A 13,028-nucleotide genomic window follows, 5' to 3' on the forward strand; every position below is an offset into this window, starting at 1 on the left:
ACAACATTCTTCTCATTGCACTGGCGCTCGTTTCTGGTGGCATGTTGCTGTGGCAGTCCCTGCGGAGCGGCAAAAGCAGCGGCTCCATCGGCCCGGCCGAAGCCACCGCCGCGGTCAATCAGCGCCACGCGATCTTCGTCGACGTGCGCTCGCCGGCCGAGTTCGCCGCGGGGCACATCGCCCAGTCCCGCAACGTCCCGGTTGCCGAGCTGGCGCAGAAGGCGGGCAGCCTTCCCAAGAATAAGCCGCTCATCCTGGTGGGCGCGACCGGCCGTGACGCCGCCAAGGCCCTGGCCCAGTTCAAGGCGCAGGGATTCGCCGAAGTAACCTGCCTGGCGGGCGGGATTGCGGGCTGGGTGCAGGCCGGCATGCCCATCAAGAAAGGATAGCGTGATGCAAAAGGTGCTGATGTATTCCACGGGGTATTGCCCCTACTGCATGCGCGCCGAAATGCTGCTCAAGCAGCGCGGCGTGGAGCAGATCGAGAAGGTGCGCATCGACGTCGAGCCCGAGCGGCGCAGCGAAATGATCGAACGCACCGGGCGGCGCACGGTGCCCCAGATATACATCGGCGACACGCACGTGGGCGGTTTCGACGACCTCGCCGCACTCGACCGTGCAGGAGGCCTGGTGCCGCTGCTCAACGGCGAGGCTGCGACGGGAGCCAATTGACCGATGATGTAGTAGCCGGGAGGTGCCCGGCGTGTTTTCATAGATGTACACGTATCGGCTCTGCGCGTACCGGGGGCCGGGTCTAGCCAGCAGGCTTTTCGTTTTCTGAATTTTTCCCATGTCCGACAACCAACAGCAACAAGCCCCCGTCTTCAACATCCAGCGCGTTTACCTGAAAGATCTCTCGCTCGAGCTGCCCAACGCACCCCAGATCTTTCTCGAAACCGAGCAGCCCGGCGTGGAGGTCGCCATCGACGTCGGCGCCCAGGCGCTGGCCGAGACCGTGTTCGAAGTGACCGTCACCGCGACCGTCACCACCAAGATCGGCGAAAAAGTGCTGTACCTGGTCGAAGGCAAGCAAGCGGGGATTTTCGAGCTGGCCAACATCCCGCTGGAGCAGCTCGATCCGATCCTGGGCATCGCCTGCCCGGGCATCATCTATCCCTACCTGCGCAGCAACATTGCCGATGCGATCACGCGCGCCTCGATGGCGCCCCTGCACCTGGCCGAGGTGAACTTCCAGGCCATCTATGAACAGCGCCTGGCCCAGGCGGCCGCCGAGCAGAAGGTGGCCCAGGCCGGCAACAGCAGCGGGCTGATCCTGCCGACCGGCCTCGGCGAGAAGCACTGACCGGCCGAGCCATGGCGGAAACGACGGCCCCGGAAGTGCAGGTCGCCGTCCTAGGGGCGGGCAGCTGGGGGACGGCCTTGGCCGCCGCGTGCGCCCGCAGCCATCCCACCTTGTTGTGGGCGCGCCGCCCGGAGCTGGCGCGCCGCATCGCCGACACCCGCGAGAATACTGATTACCTGCCGGGCATCGCATTGCCTGCGTCGCTGCGTACCACGGCCGACATGGGCGAGGTCTTCGACCATTTGCGGGAGGGAGCCCGGCCGCTGCTGATCCTCGGCGTGCCGGTGGCAGGCATGGAGCAGGCCTGCCGCGACGTGGCGGCAGGCGCAGCCCGTTGCGGGATGCGGGACCTCGCCGTCGTGTGGACGTGCAAGGGGCTGGATGCGCAAACGGGGCGGTTGCCGCATGCCATCGCCGAGGCGGTATTCGCCGGCTCGCAGGGGATCTCGACCGGCGTGTTGTCCGGACCGTCTTTCGCGCGCGAGGTGGCCCAGGGGTTGCCCGTGGCGCTTACCGTCGCGAGCACTAGCATCGAACTGCGGGATCGCGTCACCGACGCCTTGCACGGTGGCGCCATACGCGTCTATGCCAGCGAGGACGTGGTCGGCGTGGAAGTGGGCGGGGCAGTCAAGAACATCATGGCCATCGCGTGCGGCATCGGCGACGGCCTTGGCATGGGCGCCAACGCCCGTGCCGCGCTCATCACCCGGGGCCTTGCCGAGATCACCCGCTTAGGCGTGGCTCTCGGCGCGCAGGCCGACACTTTCTCCGGATTGACCGGCCTGGGCGACTTGATCCTTACCGCCACCGGCGATTTATCCCGCAATCGCCGCGTCGGCCTGGAAATCGGCAAGGGCCGCGCCCTGGACGAGATTCTTGGCGACATGACCCAGGTGGCCGAGGGAGTGCGCTGCGCGACGGCCGTACGCGAGCTGGCGCATCGCCACGGCATCGAGATGCCGATCACCGAGGCCGTATGCGCAGTGTTGTTCGAGCAGGTGGCGCCGGCCGAGGCCGTTTCGCGCTTGCTTGCCCGCGATCCCAAGTCGGAAGCCGATTCCGCGCGTGCCGATGGAGCGCGGGATGTAGGCGCCCAGACATGAAGCAGGTCCATCTGATGAGCAATGAAATGAAGGCGGTGTGCGTATACTGTGGCGCGAGCACGGGGAATGACCCGATCTACGCCGAAGTGGCGCAGCAATTCGGCCGGACGCTGGCCCGGAGGGGGCTTCGCCTGGTGTATGGTGGCGGCAGCGTCGGCCTGATGGGGCATGTCGCGAATGCCGCGCTCGAAGCCAAGGGGGCGGTCACAGGCGTCATACCCGAGCGCCTGTGGGAGCGGGAAGTCGGCCACAAGGGCTTGTCGGAGATGTTCGTCGTGCCTACCATGCACGCTCGGAAGGCGCGCATGGTCGAACTCTCGGATGCCTTTGTCGCCTTGCCGGGTGGGTTCGGAACCCTCGACGAGCTCTTCGAAGTCCTGACCTGGCAGCAGCTCGGTTATCACACCAAGCCGGTGGGGTTGCTGAACGCCAACGGCTACTACGATGCATTACTCGCATTTGCGCGGCACGCCCATGAGCAGGGCTTCGTGCGCGCGGTGCACCTCGACGCATTGATCGTCGATACCGATATCGACCGCTTGCTGGACCGACTGGCCGCTGCGCAGCCGGTACAAGTGGACCGGTGGGCCAAGAACAGCGAGGCGGTTTGAAGCAGCACCCCCTTTGCATCACGATTACTAATACGGAGATATCCATGCTCTTTCCCGCTTTCCCTGCGTCGGCCATGCGCCGCCGCCTCTTGGGCGCCGCCGCGGCCGCGGTCGCCGGCATCGTCGCCAATCCCGTGGTAGCCGCCCAGCAAGGCGATTGGCCGAGCCGGCCCATCAAGCTGGTCGTGCCTTTCCCCGCCGGTTCCTCGCCCGACATCATCGCGCGCGTGATCGCCCAGCCCTTGAGCAAGCAGCTGGGCCAGGCCATCGTCATCGACAACAAGCCGGGTGCAGGGGGCAACATCGGCACCGGCACGGTGGCGCACTCGGCTCCCGACGGCTACACGATGCTCTTCACCATCAATGGGCCGCTCGCAACGGCTCCGGCGCTGTACTCCAAGCTCAACTACGACCCGCTCAAAGACCTGGCCCCGGTTACCTTGGTGGCTACCAGCCCCAACGTGCTCGTCGTGCCGCCGTCGCTGAACGTCAATTCCGTGCGCGACTTCATCAACTTGGCCAAGAAGGAGCCGGGCAAGTTGAATTACGGGTCGGTCGGCGCGGGCAGCTCCGCACACCTGGCCATGGAACTGCTCAAGGGCAAAGAAGGGTTGGACCTCCTGCACGTGCCGTACGCCGGCTTCCCGCAAGTGGTGACGGCGATGCTGGGCGGTCAAGTGCAGGCCGGGTTCATGGTGCCCGCCATCGCCATGCCCCAGGTGCGCGACGGCAAGATCAAGGCCTTGGCAGTGACCAGTACCAAGCGTAGCCCGGCGTTGCCCGACCTACCCACCATGGCCGAGCAGGGCGTGCCCGACTTCGAAGTCATTTCCTGGCAAGCCATCCTGATGCCGGCCGGCACCCCGCAGCCCATCATCGACCGGCTGAACAAGGAGTTGGTGCAGATCATCAAGGACGAAGAAGTACAAAAGCAATTGACCGCCCAGTACTTCACGGCTGCACCGACTACGCCGGAAGGGTTGACTGCGCTGATCAAGAAGGAACAGCAGGTGCTGGGCGCGGTCATCAAGCGCTTGAACCTGACGCTGGATTAATCGAAAAAGCAGGCCCGGGCCTTCCCTGAAGTACGCGGGCAGGTGCCCGCTGCCTCGGCCCAGCCATTTGCCGCGGCGCGGGAACCTACGCGGGGCTCCGTAGAGCCCTACGCATGCAGGCGGGCAGCCGCGCGATCCGCGCCTTCCCGCAGTGCCGCCAGCTTCATCCAGGTCACGGCCGGATCGATCTTGCCGTAGTTGGCAAAGGTGCCGAAGCCGCAGTCAGTGCTCGCGATGACGCGCTCTTCGCCCATGAAGCGCACGTAGCGCTCTATTCGCTGGCGTATGAGCTCCGGGTGTTCGACGTAGTTGGAGCAACTGTCGATGAGGCCGGGCGCCAGGATCTTGTCCTTCGGCTTGGCGTCACGCCAAATCTCCCATTCGTGTTCATGACGAGGGTTGGCCGCCTCGAATAGCAGCGTCATGGGCCGGGCGGCCAAGACGATGTCGATGACTTTTTCCAATGGGATGTCGCAGTGATGCGGCCCCTCATAATTGCCCCAGCAGATATGCATGCGGAGCTTCTCCGGGGGGATGCCGCGGGTAGCTGCATTAAGCGCTTCGACGTTTTGCCTGGCGCGTTCGAGGAATTCTTTTTCGCTCAGGGCTTGGTAGCCCGTATGCGCCGCCATGGCGAGATCCGGACAATCTAGCTGCAGGTCGAAGCCGGCCGCGACGATGGCTTCGTATTCCGGCCGCATCGCATCGACGAGATCGGCCAGATAGGCTTCGTGGGTGGGGTAATACTTATTGGGCTGGAATGCGGTCACCAGGCCGGGCGATGCGGCGTTCATGAAAGCCCGGCGGCCTTGGCCGTGGCGCTCGAGCGCCGACTTGAAGCGGCGGATGTCCGCATGGCAGGGCTCCAGGGTGCGCAGCTTGACCGGGCCGATACATGCGGCCCGCACGAATTCCTGTGACCCCATGATGGCCGTGAGCTTTTTCCTCAGGTCGGGAAGGTCGGCGAGGTCCTTCGCCGGCATGCGGTCGATGTGGCCGCCGAAGCCTTCCAGGCGCTGGGTAATGTAAGTGGCGTAGCCGACCTTGCCGAGTTCTCCGTCGCTCATGATGTCGACGCCGGCTTCGACCTGCTTGCGTACGGCATCGTCGATCGCGGCCTGGACGGTGCGCTCGAAATGTTCGGTATCGACTTCTTCCCCGTGGTCGAGCGCAAGCAGCAGACGCGCGAGTTCGTCGCCGCGGGGAAGACTGCCGACGTGGGTGGTCAGAATCGCCATATATTCTCCTTTTTCTGGTCAGGCGGCAGAGCCGCCCCTGCGAGGTGCGATCCGAGCGCACCCGTCTCCTCATCTAGGCACGTATATGTTAGCGGCCCCGCGCCGGCGCGCTATACCCCACCGGCGTAGCCCGCCTGCCGCCAGGCTTCGAAGACGACGACGGCCACGGAATTGGACAAATTCAGGCTGCGTTGGCCTGGCCGCATGGGTAGCCGCAGGCGCTGCGCATCGGGGAACGCGTCGCGGATGGCGGGCGGCAGTCCTGCCGTTTCGCTGCCGAAGACGAACACGTCCCCGGGCTGGAAGTTTGCGCAGCCCAGCAGCCGCGAGCCCCGCGTCGTGAAGGCAAACACCCGGTCCGAAGCCGCCCCGGTGGCGGCCACGGCGGCCGGGAAATCGTCGTGCACTGCGACCGAGGCCCACTCGTGATAGTCCAACCCGGCCCGGCGCAGCTTGGCATCTTCGAGCTCGAACCCGAGCGGCCGGACCAGGTGGAGCTGCACGCCGGTGTTGGCGGCGAGCCGGATGACGTTCCCCGTGTTGGGCGGGATTTCGGGGCGGACGAGGATGACGTGGAACACAATGCGGGAGGTAACCGGAAGAATGGGGCGATGGTAACGCATCTGCCCGCCCCGGCCGGCCCGCTATAGTTCCAGCACCAGCTTGCTGCCCCGGGCGCGCGAGCAGCACGTCATCATTCGGTTGTTCGCTTCCCGCTCTGCCTTGGTGAGCACCATGTCGCGGTGATCGACTTCGCCGGCGAGCACGCGCACTTCGCAGGTGCCGCACAATCCTTCCTCGCAGTCGCTGGACACGTCGATATTGGCCGCGCGCAGGGAAGCGAGCACGGTCTTGTCCGCCGGGACCGTGATCGTGATGCCGGAGTCTTTCAGCTCGACTTCGAACGCGTGTTCCTTGGCTGGGTCGAGCTGGGGGAGGTCGGATTCGAAGTGCTCGACGCGCAGCGCGTCCGCGGGCCAAGCCGCGCAATGCGCCTGGACGGCTTCGAGCATGTGCTTCGGCCCGCAGGCGTAGACCTGCCAGCCCACGCGCGGCCGGCCCAGCAGCGCGGCCAGGTCGTTGCGCCGGCCTTCTTCGGACACGTAGACGTGCAGGCGATCGCCGTGCAGGGCAGCCAGTTCCGCGAGCAACGCCATGCTGGAGCGCTTGCGGCCGCTGTAGTGGAGCTCGTAATCGAGCCCGAGCTCCAGCGCGCGGCGGGCCATGGCTGCGATGGGCGTAATGCCAATGCCGCCCGCGATGAATATCAGCTTGCCGGCGGTCTCATCCATGCGGAAATGATTGCGCGGCCCGCGGATGCGGAGCTTGTCGCCGGCGCGTACCTGCCCGTGTATCCACGCCGAACCGCCGCGGCCGGTGGGTTCGTGCAGTACGGCGATTTCCAGCGCGTGTTCGTCGGCCGGGTCGCCGCAGAGGGAGTATTGGCGGGAGCGGTCCGGTGCGCCGCATTCGACGTCGATGTGCGAGCCAGGCGTCCAGCGAGGCAGTGCGCGGCCGTCGGGCGAGACCAGGCGGAGTTTCACGATGCCGTCCGCGATGCGGGTCACGCTCTCCACCACCACCGTGCGGGCGATGGCGTGGCGCGAGGGTTCGCCGATCCGCACTGGGGCCTGGGCCTGCAAGATGCCGGGGTTCCGGCGCTCGGGGTTCTGTGCGGGATCCCACTCCACCCAGAGGTGCTCCGGGCCGCGGAATGATGTGTTCGGAACATAGGTGAAACGCTGTTCGGCCAGTCGCATGTGGGGCAGGCGGCGGGTCAGCTCTTCGAGGATGACCTGTATCTCCATGCGCGCCAAGTTCTTGCCCATGCACTGGTGCGAGCCGTAGCCGAAGGTCAGGTGGTCGCTCGCATTCTCCCGGCGGATGTCGAAGAAATCCGCGTCGGCGAAGTGCCGGTCGTCGTGGTTGGCCGACGATGTGACGATGAGTAATTTGGCGCCCGCGGGAACGTCCACGCCCTCGATCTTCGTATCGCGCGTCACCAGCCGCCGCCAGGCTGCGATCGAACCGTTGTGGCGCAGGCACTCTTCGACCGCGTTGGGAATCAGCGTAGGATCCTCGCAGATGTCGCGCCAGGCGTCGGGGTGCTGCAGGAGCAGCTTGATGGCGTTCGCCGCCGCGTTCGCCGTCGTCTCGTGTGCGGCGACGATGCCGGCCATCATCATCGAGTGCAGATAGGAGTCTGTCACGATGTCCGGATGCAGCCTCTGCATGCGGATGCCGTACTGCATCCAGCCCGGCTGGTCCGGGTCCTGCCGCATTTTCTCCAGGACCTTGCCGGCGTACCGCCAGAAATTGCCGACCGCATGCGCGACCGCCACCTGCTCTTCCGGCTTCGGACGCCCCCACGTATTGACCGTATGGGCGATGGAATAGCGCCGCAGCGTGTCCATGTCTTCTTCCGGAACGCCCAGGAAATGCAGCGCTACCGTGAGCGGCACCTCCCACAGCATCTGGTCGACCAAGTCGGCGCGGCCGTCGTCGATGAATCGATTCACATACTCGCGCGTCAGCTTCCGGACCAACGGCTCGTGATGCCTGATGTGCTCCGGCGTAAACGGTTCCATCAAGAGGCGCCGCCGCGGCATGTGCGCCGGTTCGTCCTCGTTGACCAGCGTCCGGTTCATCGCATAGCCATACTGTTCCAGCACGGCGTTGGCTTCCGGGCCGGTGGGCGTGATCTTCTCGAGCGCGATCGACGGGCTGAACGTAATGTTGTCGCGGAAAATCGCCTTGATCGCGTCGTAGCGCGTAACGACCCAATAACCCAACTTGGGGCTGTAAAAAATGGGCTCCTGCTCGCGCGCCCAGCGGACGTATTCAGGCGGGTCTTGCTGGTAGGCGTCGCTGAATGGATCGAATTCGGCTGCGCGGGCGCTGACGGGGCAGCCCGTCGGGCTAGTGGTCATCGCTGCATGAACGGGGCAGCCCCCGGTGGAGGGTGGGGTAGCGGCCATGGGTGTCTCCCGGAAAAGCATCCGTGTTTTGCGTAATTATTGTACGCATTGCGTAATTTCGCAATGCGGAGACTCATGAGACGAACCCAGGCGCGAGGGTGTGCCGCGGGAGCGCCTGCACTGCGGCAGCGTAGCAGCATGCGGCCGCATACGAAAAAGAAAAAGGGTCCGGCCTGGCCCTCAGCTGCGAGGTGCGGAGTCGTCCAACGCTGCTGCCTGCTGACGCAAAAGGTATTTCTGGATTTTGCCGGTGGCGGTCTTGGGAAGCGGGCCGAATATCACCGTGCGGGGCACCTTGAAGCGTGCCAAGTGGGTTCGGCAGTGCGCCAGCACGTCTTCGGCCGAGCACGTCGAGCCGTCTTTTACCGTGACGAAGGCGCACGGCGTCTCGCCCCAGATGGGGTCGGGCCGCGCCACCACGGCCGCTTCTAGGATGGCAGGGTGACGGTACAGTACGCTCTCTATCTCGACCGTCGAGATGTTTTCTCCACCCGAAATGACGATATCTTTGGCCCGATCCTTGATTTCTATGTAGCCGTCTGGGTGCATGACGCCGAGGTCGCCCGAATGAAACCATCCGCCGGCGAAAGCTTCGTCGGTCGCCCGTGGATCGCGAAGATATCCTTTCATTACGGTGTTGCCGCGCATCACGATTTCCCCGAGTGTCGCACCGTCGGCGGGCACGGGCTGCAGCTGCGCGTCCACTACTCGCACGAACTCCATGTTTAGCTTGCGGACGCCGATGCGCGCTTTCAGTGACGCGCGTTCCGCTAGCGGACGTTCATCCCACTCCTCGTGCCATGCGCAACTGACCGACGGCCCGTAGGTTTCCGTCAGACCATATAGATGCGTGACTGATATGCCAAGTTGTTCCATGGCTTCTATCACCGCGGCGGGAGGTGCCGCGCCGCCCGTCAATGCGTGTACGGGATGTATGGCGCGGTGCTGTACTTCGGCGGGAGCGTTGATCAACATGTTGAGCACGACGGGTGCGGCGCAGAAATAGCCGACCTGATGGCGCCGGATGGCTGAGAATACGGCCGCAGCTTCGACCTTGCGCAAGCAGACGTTGGTGCCCGCGACAGCCGCCAGCGTCCAGGGGAAGCACCATCCGTTGCAGTGGAACATTGGCAAAGTCCACAAATACACTGCATGCGGCGGCATGCCACACGCCAGGACGTTGCCGACCGCGTTCAGGTACGCGCCCCGATGGTGATAGACCACGCCCTTGGGGTTGCCTGTCGTGCCGGAGGTGTAATTGAGGCAGATGTCTTGCCACTCGTCCTCGGGCCAAGTCCATGCCACGTCGGGTTGTTGTGTCGCGAGCCACGCTTCATACTCTGCGTCGCCAAGCGTGCCGTGCTCGCCCGTGTATTCCGAGTCTTCGATGCGTATGATGCGGGGCCGGGACTTAAGTCGCTGCAATATGTCGCGCACCAGGCCGGCATATTCGCTGTCGTACATCAGCACTTTCGCGCGTCCGTGCTCAAGGATATATGCGAGGGTGGCGGCGTCTAACCTCGTGTTTAGAGCATTCAGGACGGCTCCGGCCATGGGAACGCCGAAGTGTGCCTCGTAGAGCGCGGGCACATTCGGAGCGAGTACTGCTACGACGTCCCCATGACCGACGCCCCAGTCCCTGAGGGCGCCGGCCATTTGCTGGCAACGCTGGCGCGTCGCGTGCCAGCTTTGACTCCTGCATCCATGCAGTAGGGCGGGTTTTTCCGGGAAGACGTCAGCGGCCCATTGCAGGAAACCTAAAGGCGTAAGTGCCACATGGTTGGCAGCATTGCGGGGCAAGGTGTCAACAGTGGTTGTGTTCATGATCGACTCTCAGGACGAACGTGCGCTTTCGCGGCAGGCTGCCTCCCATCCGAGTTCTGCCAGAGGCGCCACCCGCGCTCCCATTTCCAAGGCGTCGGCGCTTGCCGCATTGCCGGCCTTGGCGCGCGCGTAGACGCCTTGGAGAATGGCCGCGATTCGGAAGAAACTGTAGGCAAGATAGAAATCCCAGTTCGCCGGCGGATCGATGTTGCGCGCGGTGCAATACGTCGCCACGAAGGTCTCTTCGTCGGGAATGCCCAGGGCGCGGAAATCCAACCCGCCTATTCCGCGCCAGAGCCTGGGAGGTACGCGCCAGCACATGCAGTGGTAGGCGAGGTCGGCTAGCGGATGGCCAAGCGTGGAGAGTTCCCAGTCCAGAACGGCGATGGCGTGTGTCTCCTTGGTGTCGAATACCAGGTTGTCGATGCGGTAGTCGCCGTGCACCAGGCAGACTTGGCCATCGTCCGCAGGCAGATGCTGCGGCAGCCAGTCGATCAGTGCGTCCATGGCGGGAATGGAGCTGGTAGCTGTATCTCGATACTGACGGGTCCATCTGGCCACCTGGCGCGCGTAGTAGTCACCAGTTCTCCCGAAGTCGCCCAGCCCGACTTCGGCGGGATTGATGGAGTGCAGGGCAGCTAGCACGCGACCGATCTCGGTGTAGATGGCTGTGCGTTCAGCGGGGGCCATGCCAGGGAGAGCGGGGTCCATGAATACACGCCCTCTTGCGTAGCTCATGAGGTAAAACGGCGTGCCGATTACCTGGGGATCATCGCAGTAATGCAGCATGCGAGGCACCGGCACGGCCGTGTTGGCTAACGCGTCCATGACCCGATATTCGCGATCGATGGCGTGGGCTGAAGGCAGCAAGGTGCCGGGCGGTTGCTTGCGCAGCACTCGAACGCCCAAGGCGTCTTCGAGCAGGAACGTGGGATTGGACTGTCCGCCCGCGAGCGGTCGTATCCGGAGGCTTGCGGCATCGGCCAGTCCCAGCGCCTGGAGATAGGTAGCCAGGCCGGAAGCCCAATCAGGCTGAAATGCGGTATGACCGTCGGACGTGTTCATGCTCCAGCTCCGTCCCAACGCCAGAACGAATCGCCTTCGTCCATGAGATAGCGGGCCAAGACCATCTTGTGTACTTCGGAAGCACCGTCCACCAGACGGGCCTGGCGTGCGTAGCGGTAGATCCATTCCAGCGGCGTGTCCTTCGAATACCCTCGGGCACCGTTGAGCTGCAATGCGGTATCGACCACCTTGTGCAAGGCTTCCGATACGACGATCTTGGCCATGGAAATTTCTTTTCGCGCGTAATCGCCCTGATCCAGGCGCGCAGCAGCGCGCATGGTGAGCAGTCGCCCGATCTCGATCTGCATCGCCGCTTCCCCCAGCAGCCATTGCACGCCTTCGCGTTCGGCTAATTTCTGGCCAAAGCTGCTGCGCCGTCCTACGTACTCGACCGCGATCTCCATTGCGCGGCGGGCGAGGCCGAGCCAGCGCATGCAATGGGTCAGCCGTGCCGGACCGAGGCGGATTTGAGTGACTTTGAGACCATCTCCAACTGCCATCAGGCGGTTTTCGTCTGGGATTTCCAGCCCTTCGAAAACCAGCTCGCAGTGTCCCCCATGCTCTTCCGGTCCCATGATCGGGATGCGGCGCTCTATGCGCCATCCGGGTTGTTCAGCGTCGAACAGAAAGGCGCTGAGCCCCTTGCGTGGATCGTCGGATGTGCGTGCGATAAGGATGAAATGCCGCGCTACGCCGGCGCCCGTAATAAACCATTTGCGGCCGTGCACGATCCACTTGTCGCCTTTGCGCGTGGCCGTGGTGCGCATCATTGACGGATCGGAGCCGCTGCCTGGATGTGGCTCGGTCATCGCGAAGGAAGACTTAACCTTACCGTCAATGATGGGTTGCAACCAGCGGTCTTGCTGGTCGGGGCGTGCGACTTGCGCGAGCAGTCGCATGTTCCCGTCGTCCGGTGCGGCGGCGTTGAATGCTACCGGCCCAAAGATCGATCGATTCATCTCCTCGTAGCACGCTGCGAGGCCCACCATGGGAAGCCCCTGGCCGCCACGTTCGCGCGGCATTTGAAGGGCCCACAACCCCGCCGTGCGGACCTTCCTGCGTACATTCTCCAGAACGGGCTCAGAGATGTTTTCATGCGCGTCATAGTTGGCCCGGTCGGCTTCGAGCGGGATCAGCTCGCGCTCGACAAACCGTCGCACGCGCTGGCGGTAATCCTCGAGCTCTGCGGGGAGGGAAAAGTCCATAGGGTGGGTGTCTCCATGTGACCATGCGATTTTGTGGGTGGCGTTGCCGAAGAGAGATCTAAAGCGAGCTGGACAGGTGCCCGCCATCCACTTCGATCACGGTCCCAGTCATGTAGGATGACGCGGCCGAGGCCAGTAGCAGCAAAGGTCCGTCAAGATCCTCAGGTCTGCCCAGCCGCCGTTGCGGCACGCGCTTGATCAGCGCGTGGCCGGCGGGAGATGCGAAGAACTCCCGGTTGAGGTCGGTGGCGATATAGCCAGGGGCCAAGGCATTGACGCGAATTCCATGGCGCGCCCATTCCAGTGCAAGCGCCCGGGTAAGATGCAGTAGCCCTGCCTTAGAGGCGGCATAGGGGGCCACCTGTGCAGCGACCCGGAGGCCCAGTATGGATGCGATGTTGATGAGTACGCCAGGCCGCCCATGGGCGACGAAATGGCGTGCGGCTGTTTGGGCGACGCGCCAGGCTCCGTTCAAATTGACGTCGATCACTCCCGACCATGCGTCTTCGGAAAGATCCAACGCACGCTCGTGGAGGGCGATGCCTGCGTTGTTGACCACGACGTCGACGGGGCCAATGAGCCTCGCCGCCCCCCCCCCCGCGGGGGGGGCCCCCAAAGGGGGGGGGCGGAGGATTGTAGTTTTAAA

The 13,028-nt window shown here is 64.2% G+C and carries 13 protein-coding genes; 6 read left to right on the forward strand and 7 right to left on the reverse strand.

Going from position 1 to position 13,028, the window contains the following annotated elements:
• The 6 genes from IRZ12_RS09955 to IRZ12_RS09980 form a co-directional block, all read left to right on the forward strand.
• Positions 1-389: rhodanese-like domain-containing protein (locus tag IRZ12_RS09955; RefSeq protein ID WP_296467904.1), on the forward strand; the 389-nt coding region annotated here is incomplete at its 5' end.
• Positions 390-393: 4 nt separating this feature from the next.
• Complete coding sequence (gene grxC, locus IRZ12_RS09960; RefSeq protein ID WP_296467906.1) at positions 394-672, forward strand: glutaredoxin 3; 279 nt, start codon at positions 394-396, stop codon at positions 670-672.
• Positions 673-790: 118 nt separating this feature from the next.
• Entirely contained in the window at positions 791-1,303 is a 513-nt protein-coding gene (secB, locus tag IRZ12_RS09965; protein ID WP_296467909.1) for a protein-export chaperone SecB, read from the forward strand.
• An 11-nt stretch (positions 1,304-1,314) separates the two neighbouring features.
• Positions 1,315-2,406 (forward strand): NAD(P)H-dependent glycerol-3-phosphate dehydrogenase, encoded by a 1,092-nt coding sequence (locus IRZ12_RS09970; RefSeq protein WP_296467911.1) that lies wholly within the window; start codon positions 1,315-1,317, stop codon positions 2,404-2,406.
• A gap of 26 nt (positions 2,407-2,432) precedes the next feature.
• Positions 2,433-3,017 (forward strand): TIGR00730 family Rossman fold protein, encoded by a 585-nt coding sequence (locus IRZ12_RS09975; RefSeq protein WP_296467930.1) that lies wholly within the window; start codon positions 2,433-2,435, stop codon positions 3,015-3,017.
• Positions 3,018-3,061: 44 nt separating this feature from the next.
• Positions 3,062-4,072, forward strand: a complete 1,011-nt coding sequence (locus IRZ12_RS09980; protein WP_296467913.1) for a tripartite tricarboxylate transporter substrate binding protein — start codon at positions 3,062-3,064, stop codon at positions 4,070-4,072.
• A 107-nt stretch (positions 4,073-4,179) separates the two neighbouring features.
• On the opposite strand, the gene IRZ12_RS09985 is transcribed toward IRZ12_RS09980, so the two are convergent.
• The 7 genes from IRZ12_RS09985 to IRZ12_RS10015 all read right to left on the reverse strand — a co-directional run.
• Positions 4,180-5,310, reverse strand: a complete 1,131-nt coding sequence (locus tag IRZ12_RS09985) for a cobalamin-independent methionine synthase II family protein (protein ID WP_296467915.1) — start codon at positions 5,308-5,310, stop codon at positions 4,180-4,182.
• Between the two features lie 110 nt (positions 5,311-5,420).
• Positions 5,421-5,891 carry a tRNA (cytidine(34)-2'-O)-methyltransferase gene (locus IRZ12_RS09990; RefSeq protein WP_296467932.1) on the reverse strand — a complete coding sequence of 157 codons (471 nt, stop codon included), beginning with the start codon at positions 5,889-5,891 and terminating at the stop codon, positions 5,421-5,423.
• A 63-nt stretch (positions 5,892-5,954) separates the two neighbouring features.
• Positions 5,955-8,288 (reverse strand): cytochrome P450/oxidoreductase, encoded by a 2,334-nt coding sequence (locus IRZ12_RS09995; RefSeq protein WP_296467917.1) that lies wholly within the window; start codon positions 8,286-8,288, stop codon positions 5,955-5,957.
• Between the two features lie 180 nt (positions 8,289-8,468).
• Entirely contained in the window at positions 8,469-10,112 is a 1,644-nt protein-coding gene (locus IRZ12_RS10000) for an acyl-CoA synthetase (RefSeq protein ID WP_296467919.1), read from the reverse strand.
• Positions 10,113-10,121: 9 nt separating this feature from the next.
• The gene (locus IRZ12_RS10005) at positions 10,122-11,177 is read right to left on the reverse strand and encodes a phosphotransferase (RefSeq protein ID WP_296467921.1); all 1,056 of its coding nucleotides are present in this window, start codon (positions 11,175-11,177) and stop codon (positions 10,122-10,124) included.
• A complete protein-coding gene (locus IRZ12_RS10010) occupies positions 11,174-12,382 on the reverse strand; it encodes an acyl-CoA dehydrogenase family protein (RefSeq protein ID WP_296467926.1) in 1,209 nt (402 codons plus the stop codon). Before IRZ12_RS10010 ends, IRZ12_RS10005 begins: the two co-directional genes overlap by 4 nt.
• A gap of 58 nt (positions 12,383-12,440) precedes the next feature.
• Positions 12,441-13,028 (reverse strand): SDR family oxidoreductase (locus IRZ12_RS10015; protein ID WP_296467928.1); only part of this gene is annotated, 588 nt, incomplete at its 5' end.

It is taken from the genome of Pigmentiphaga sp. (assembly GCF_019689535.1).
In the GTDB taxonomy this organism is placed as follows: Bacteria; Pseudomonadota; Gammaproteobacteria; order Burkholderiales; family Burkholderiaceae_B; genus Pigmentiphaga.

What these genes read in the sequence shown, in the direction of transcription:
- grxC (WP_296467906.1), top strand. Translation starts at nt 394, where the DNA reads ATGCAAAAGGTGCTGATGTATTCCACGGGGTATTGCCCCTACTGCATG.
- secB (WP_296467909.1), top strand. Translation starts at nt 791, where the DNA reads ATGTCCGACAACCAACAGCAACAAGCCCCCGTCTTCAACATCCAGCGC.
- IRZ12_RS09970 (WP_296467911.1), top strand. Translation starts at nt 1,315, where the DNA reads ATGGCGGAAACGACGGCCCCGGAAGTGCAGGTCGCCGTCCTAGGGGCG.
- IRZ12_RS09975 (WP_296467930.1), top strand. Translation starts at nt 2,433, where the DNA reads ATGAAGGCGGTGTGCGTATACTGTGGCGCGAGCACGGGGAATGACCCG.
- IRZ12_RS09980 (WP_296467913.1), top strand. Translation starts at nt 3,062, where the DNA reads ATGCTCTTTCCCGCTTTCCCTGCGTCGGCCATGCGCCGCCGCCTCTTG.
- IRZ12_RS09985 (WP_296467915.1), bottom strand. Translation starts at nt 5,310, where the DNA reads ATGGCGATTCTGACCACCCACGTCGGCAGTCTTCCCCGCGGCGACGAA.
- IRZ12_RS09995 (WP_296467917.1), bottom strand. Translation starts at nt 8,288, where the DNA reads ATGGCCGCTACCCCACCCTCCACCGGGGGCTGCCCCGTTCATGCAGCG.
- IRZ12_RS10000 (WP_296467919.1), bottom strand. Translation starts at nt 10,112, where the DNA reads ATGAACACAACCACTGTTGACACCTTGCCCCGCAATGCTGCCAACCAT.
- IRZ12_RS10005 (WP_296467921.1), bottom strand. Translation starts at nt 11,177, where the DNA reads ATGAACACGTCCGACGGTCATACCGCATTTCAGCCTGATTGGGCTTCC.
- IRZ12_RS10010 (WP_296467926.1), bottom strand. Translation starts at nt 12,382, where the DNA reads ATGGACTTTTCCCTCCCCGCAGAGCTCGAGGATTACCGCCAGCGCGTG.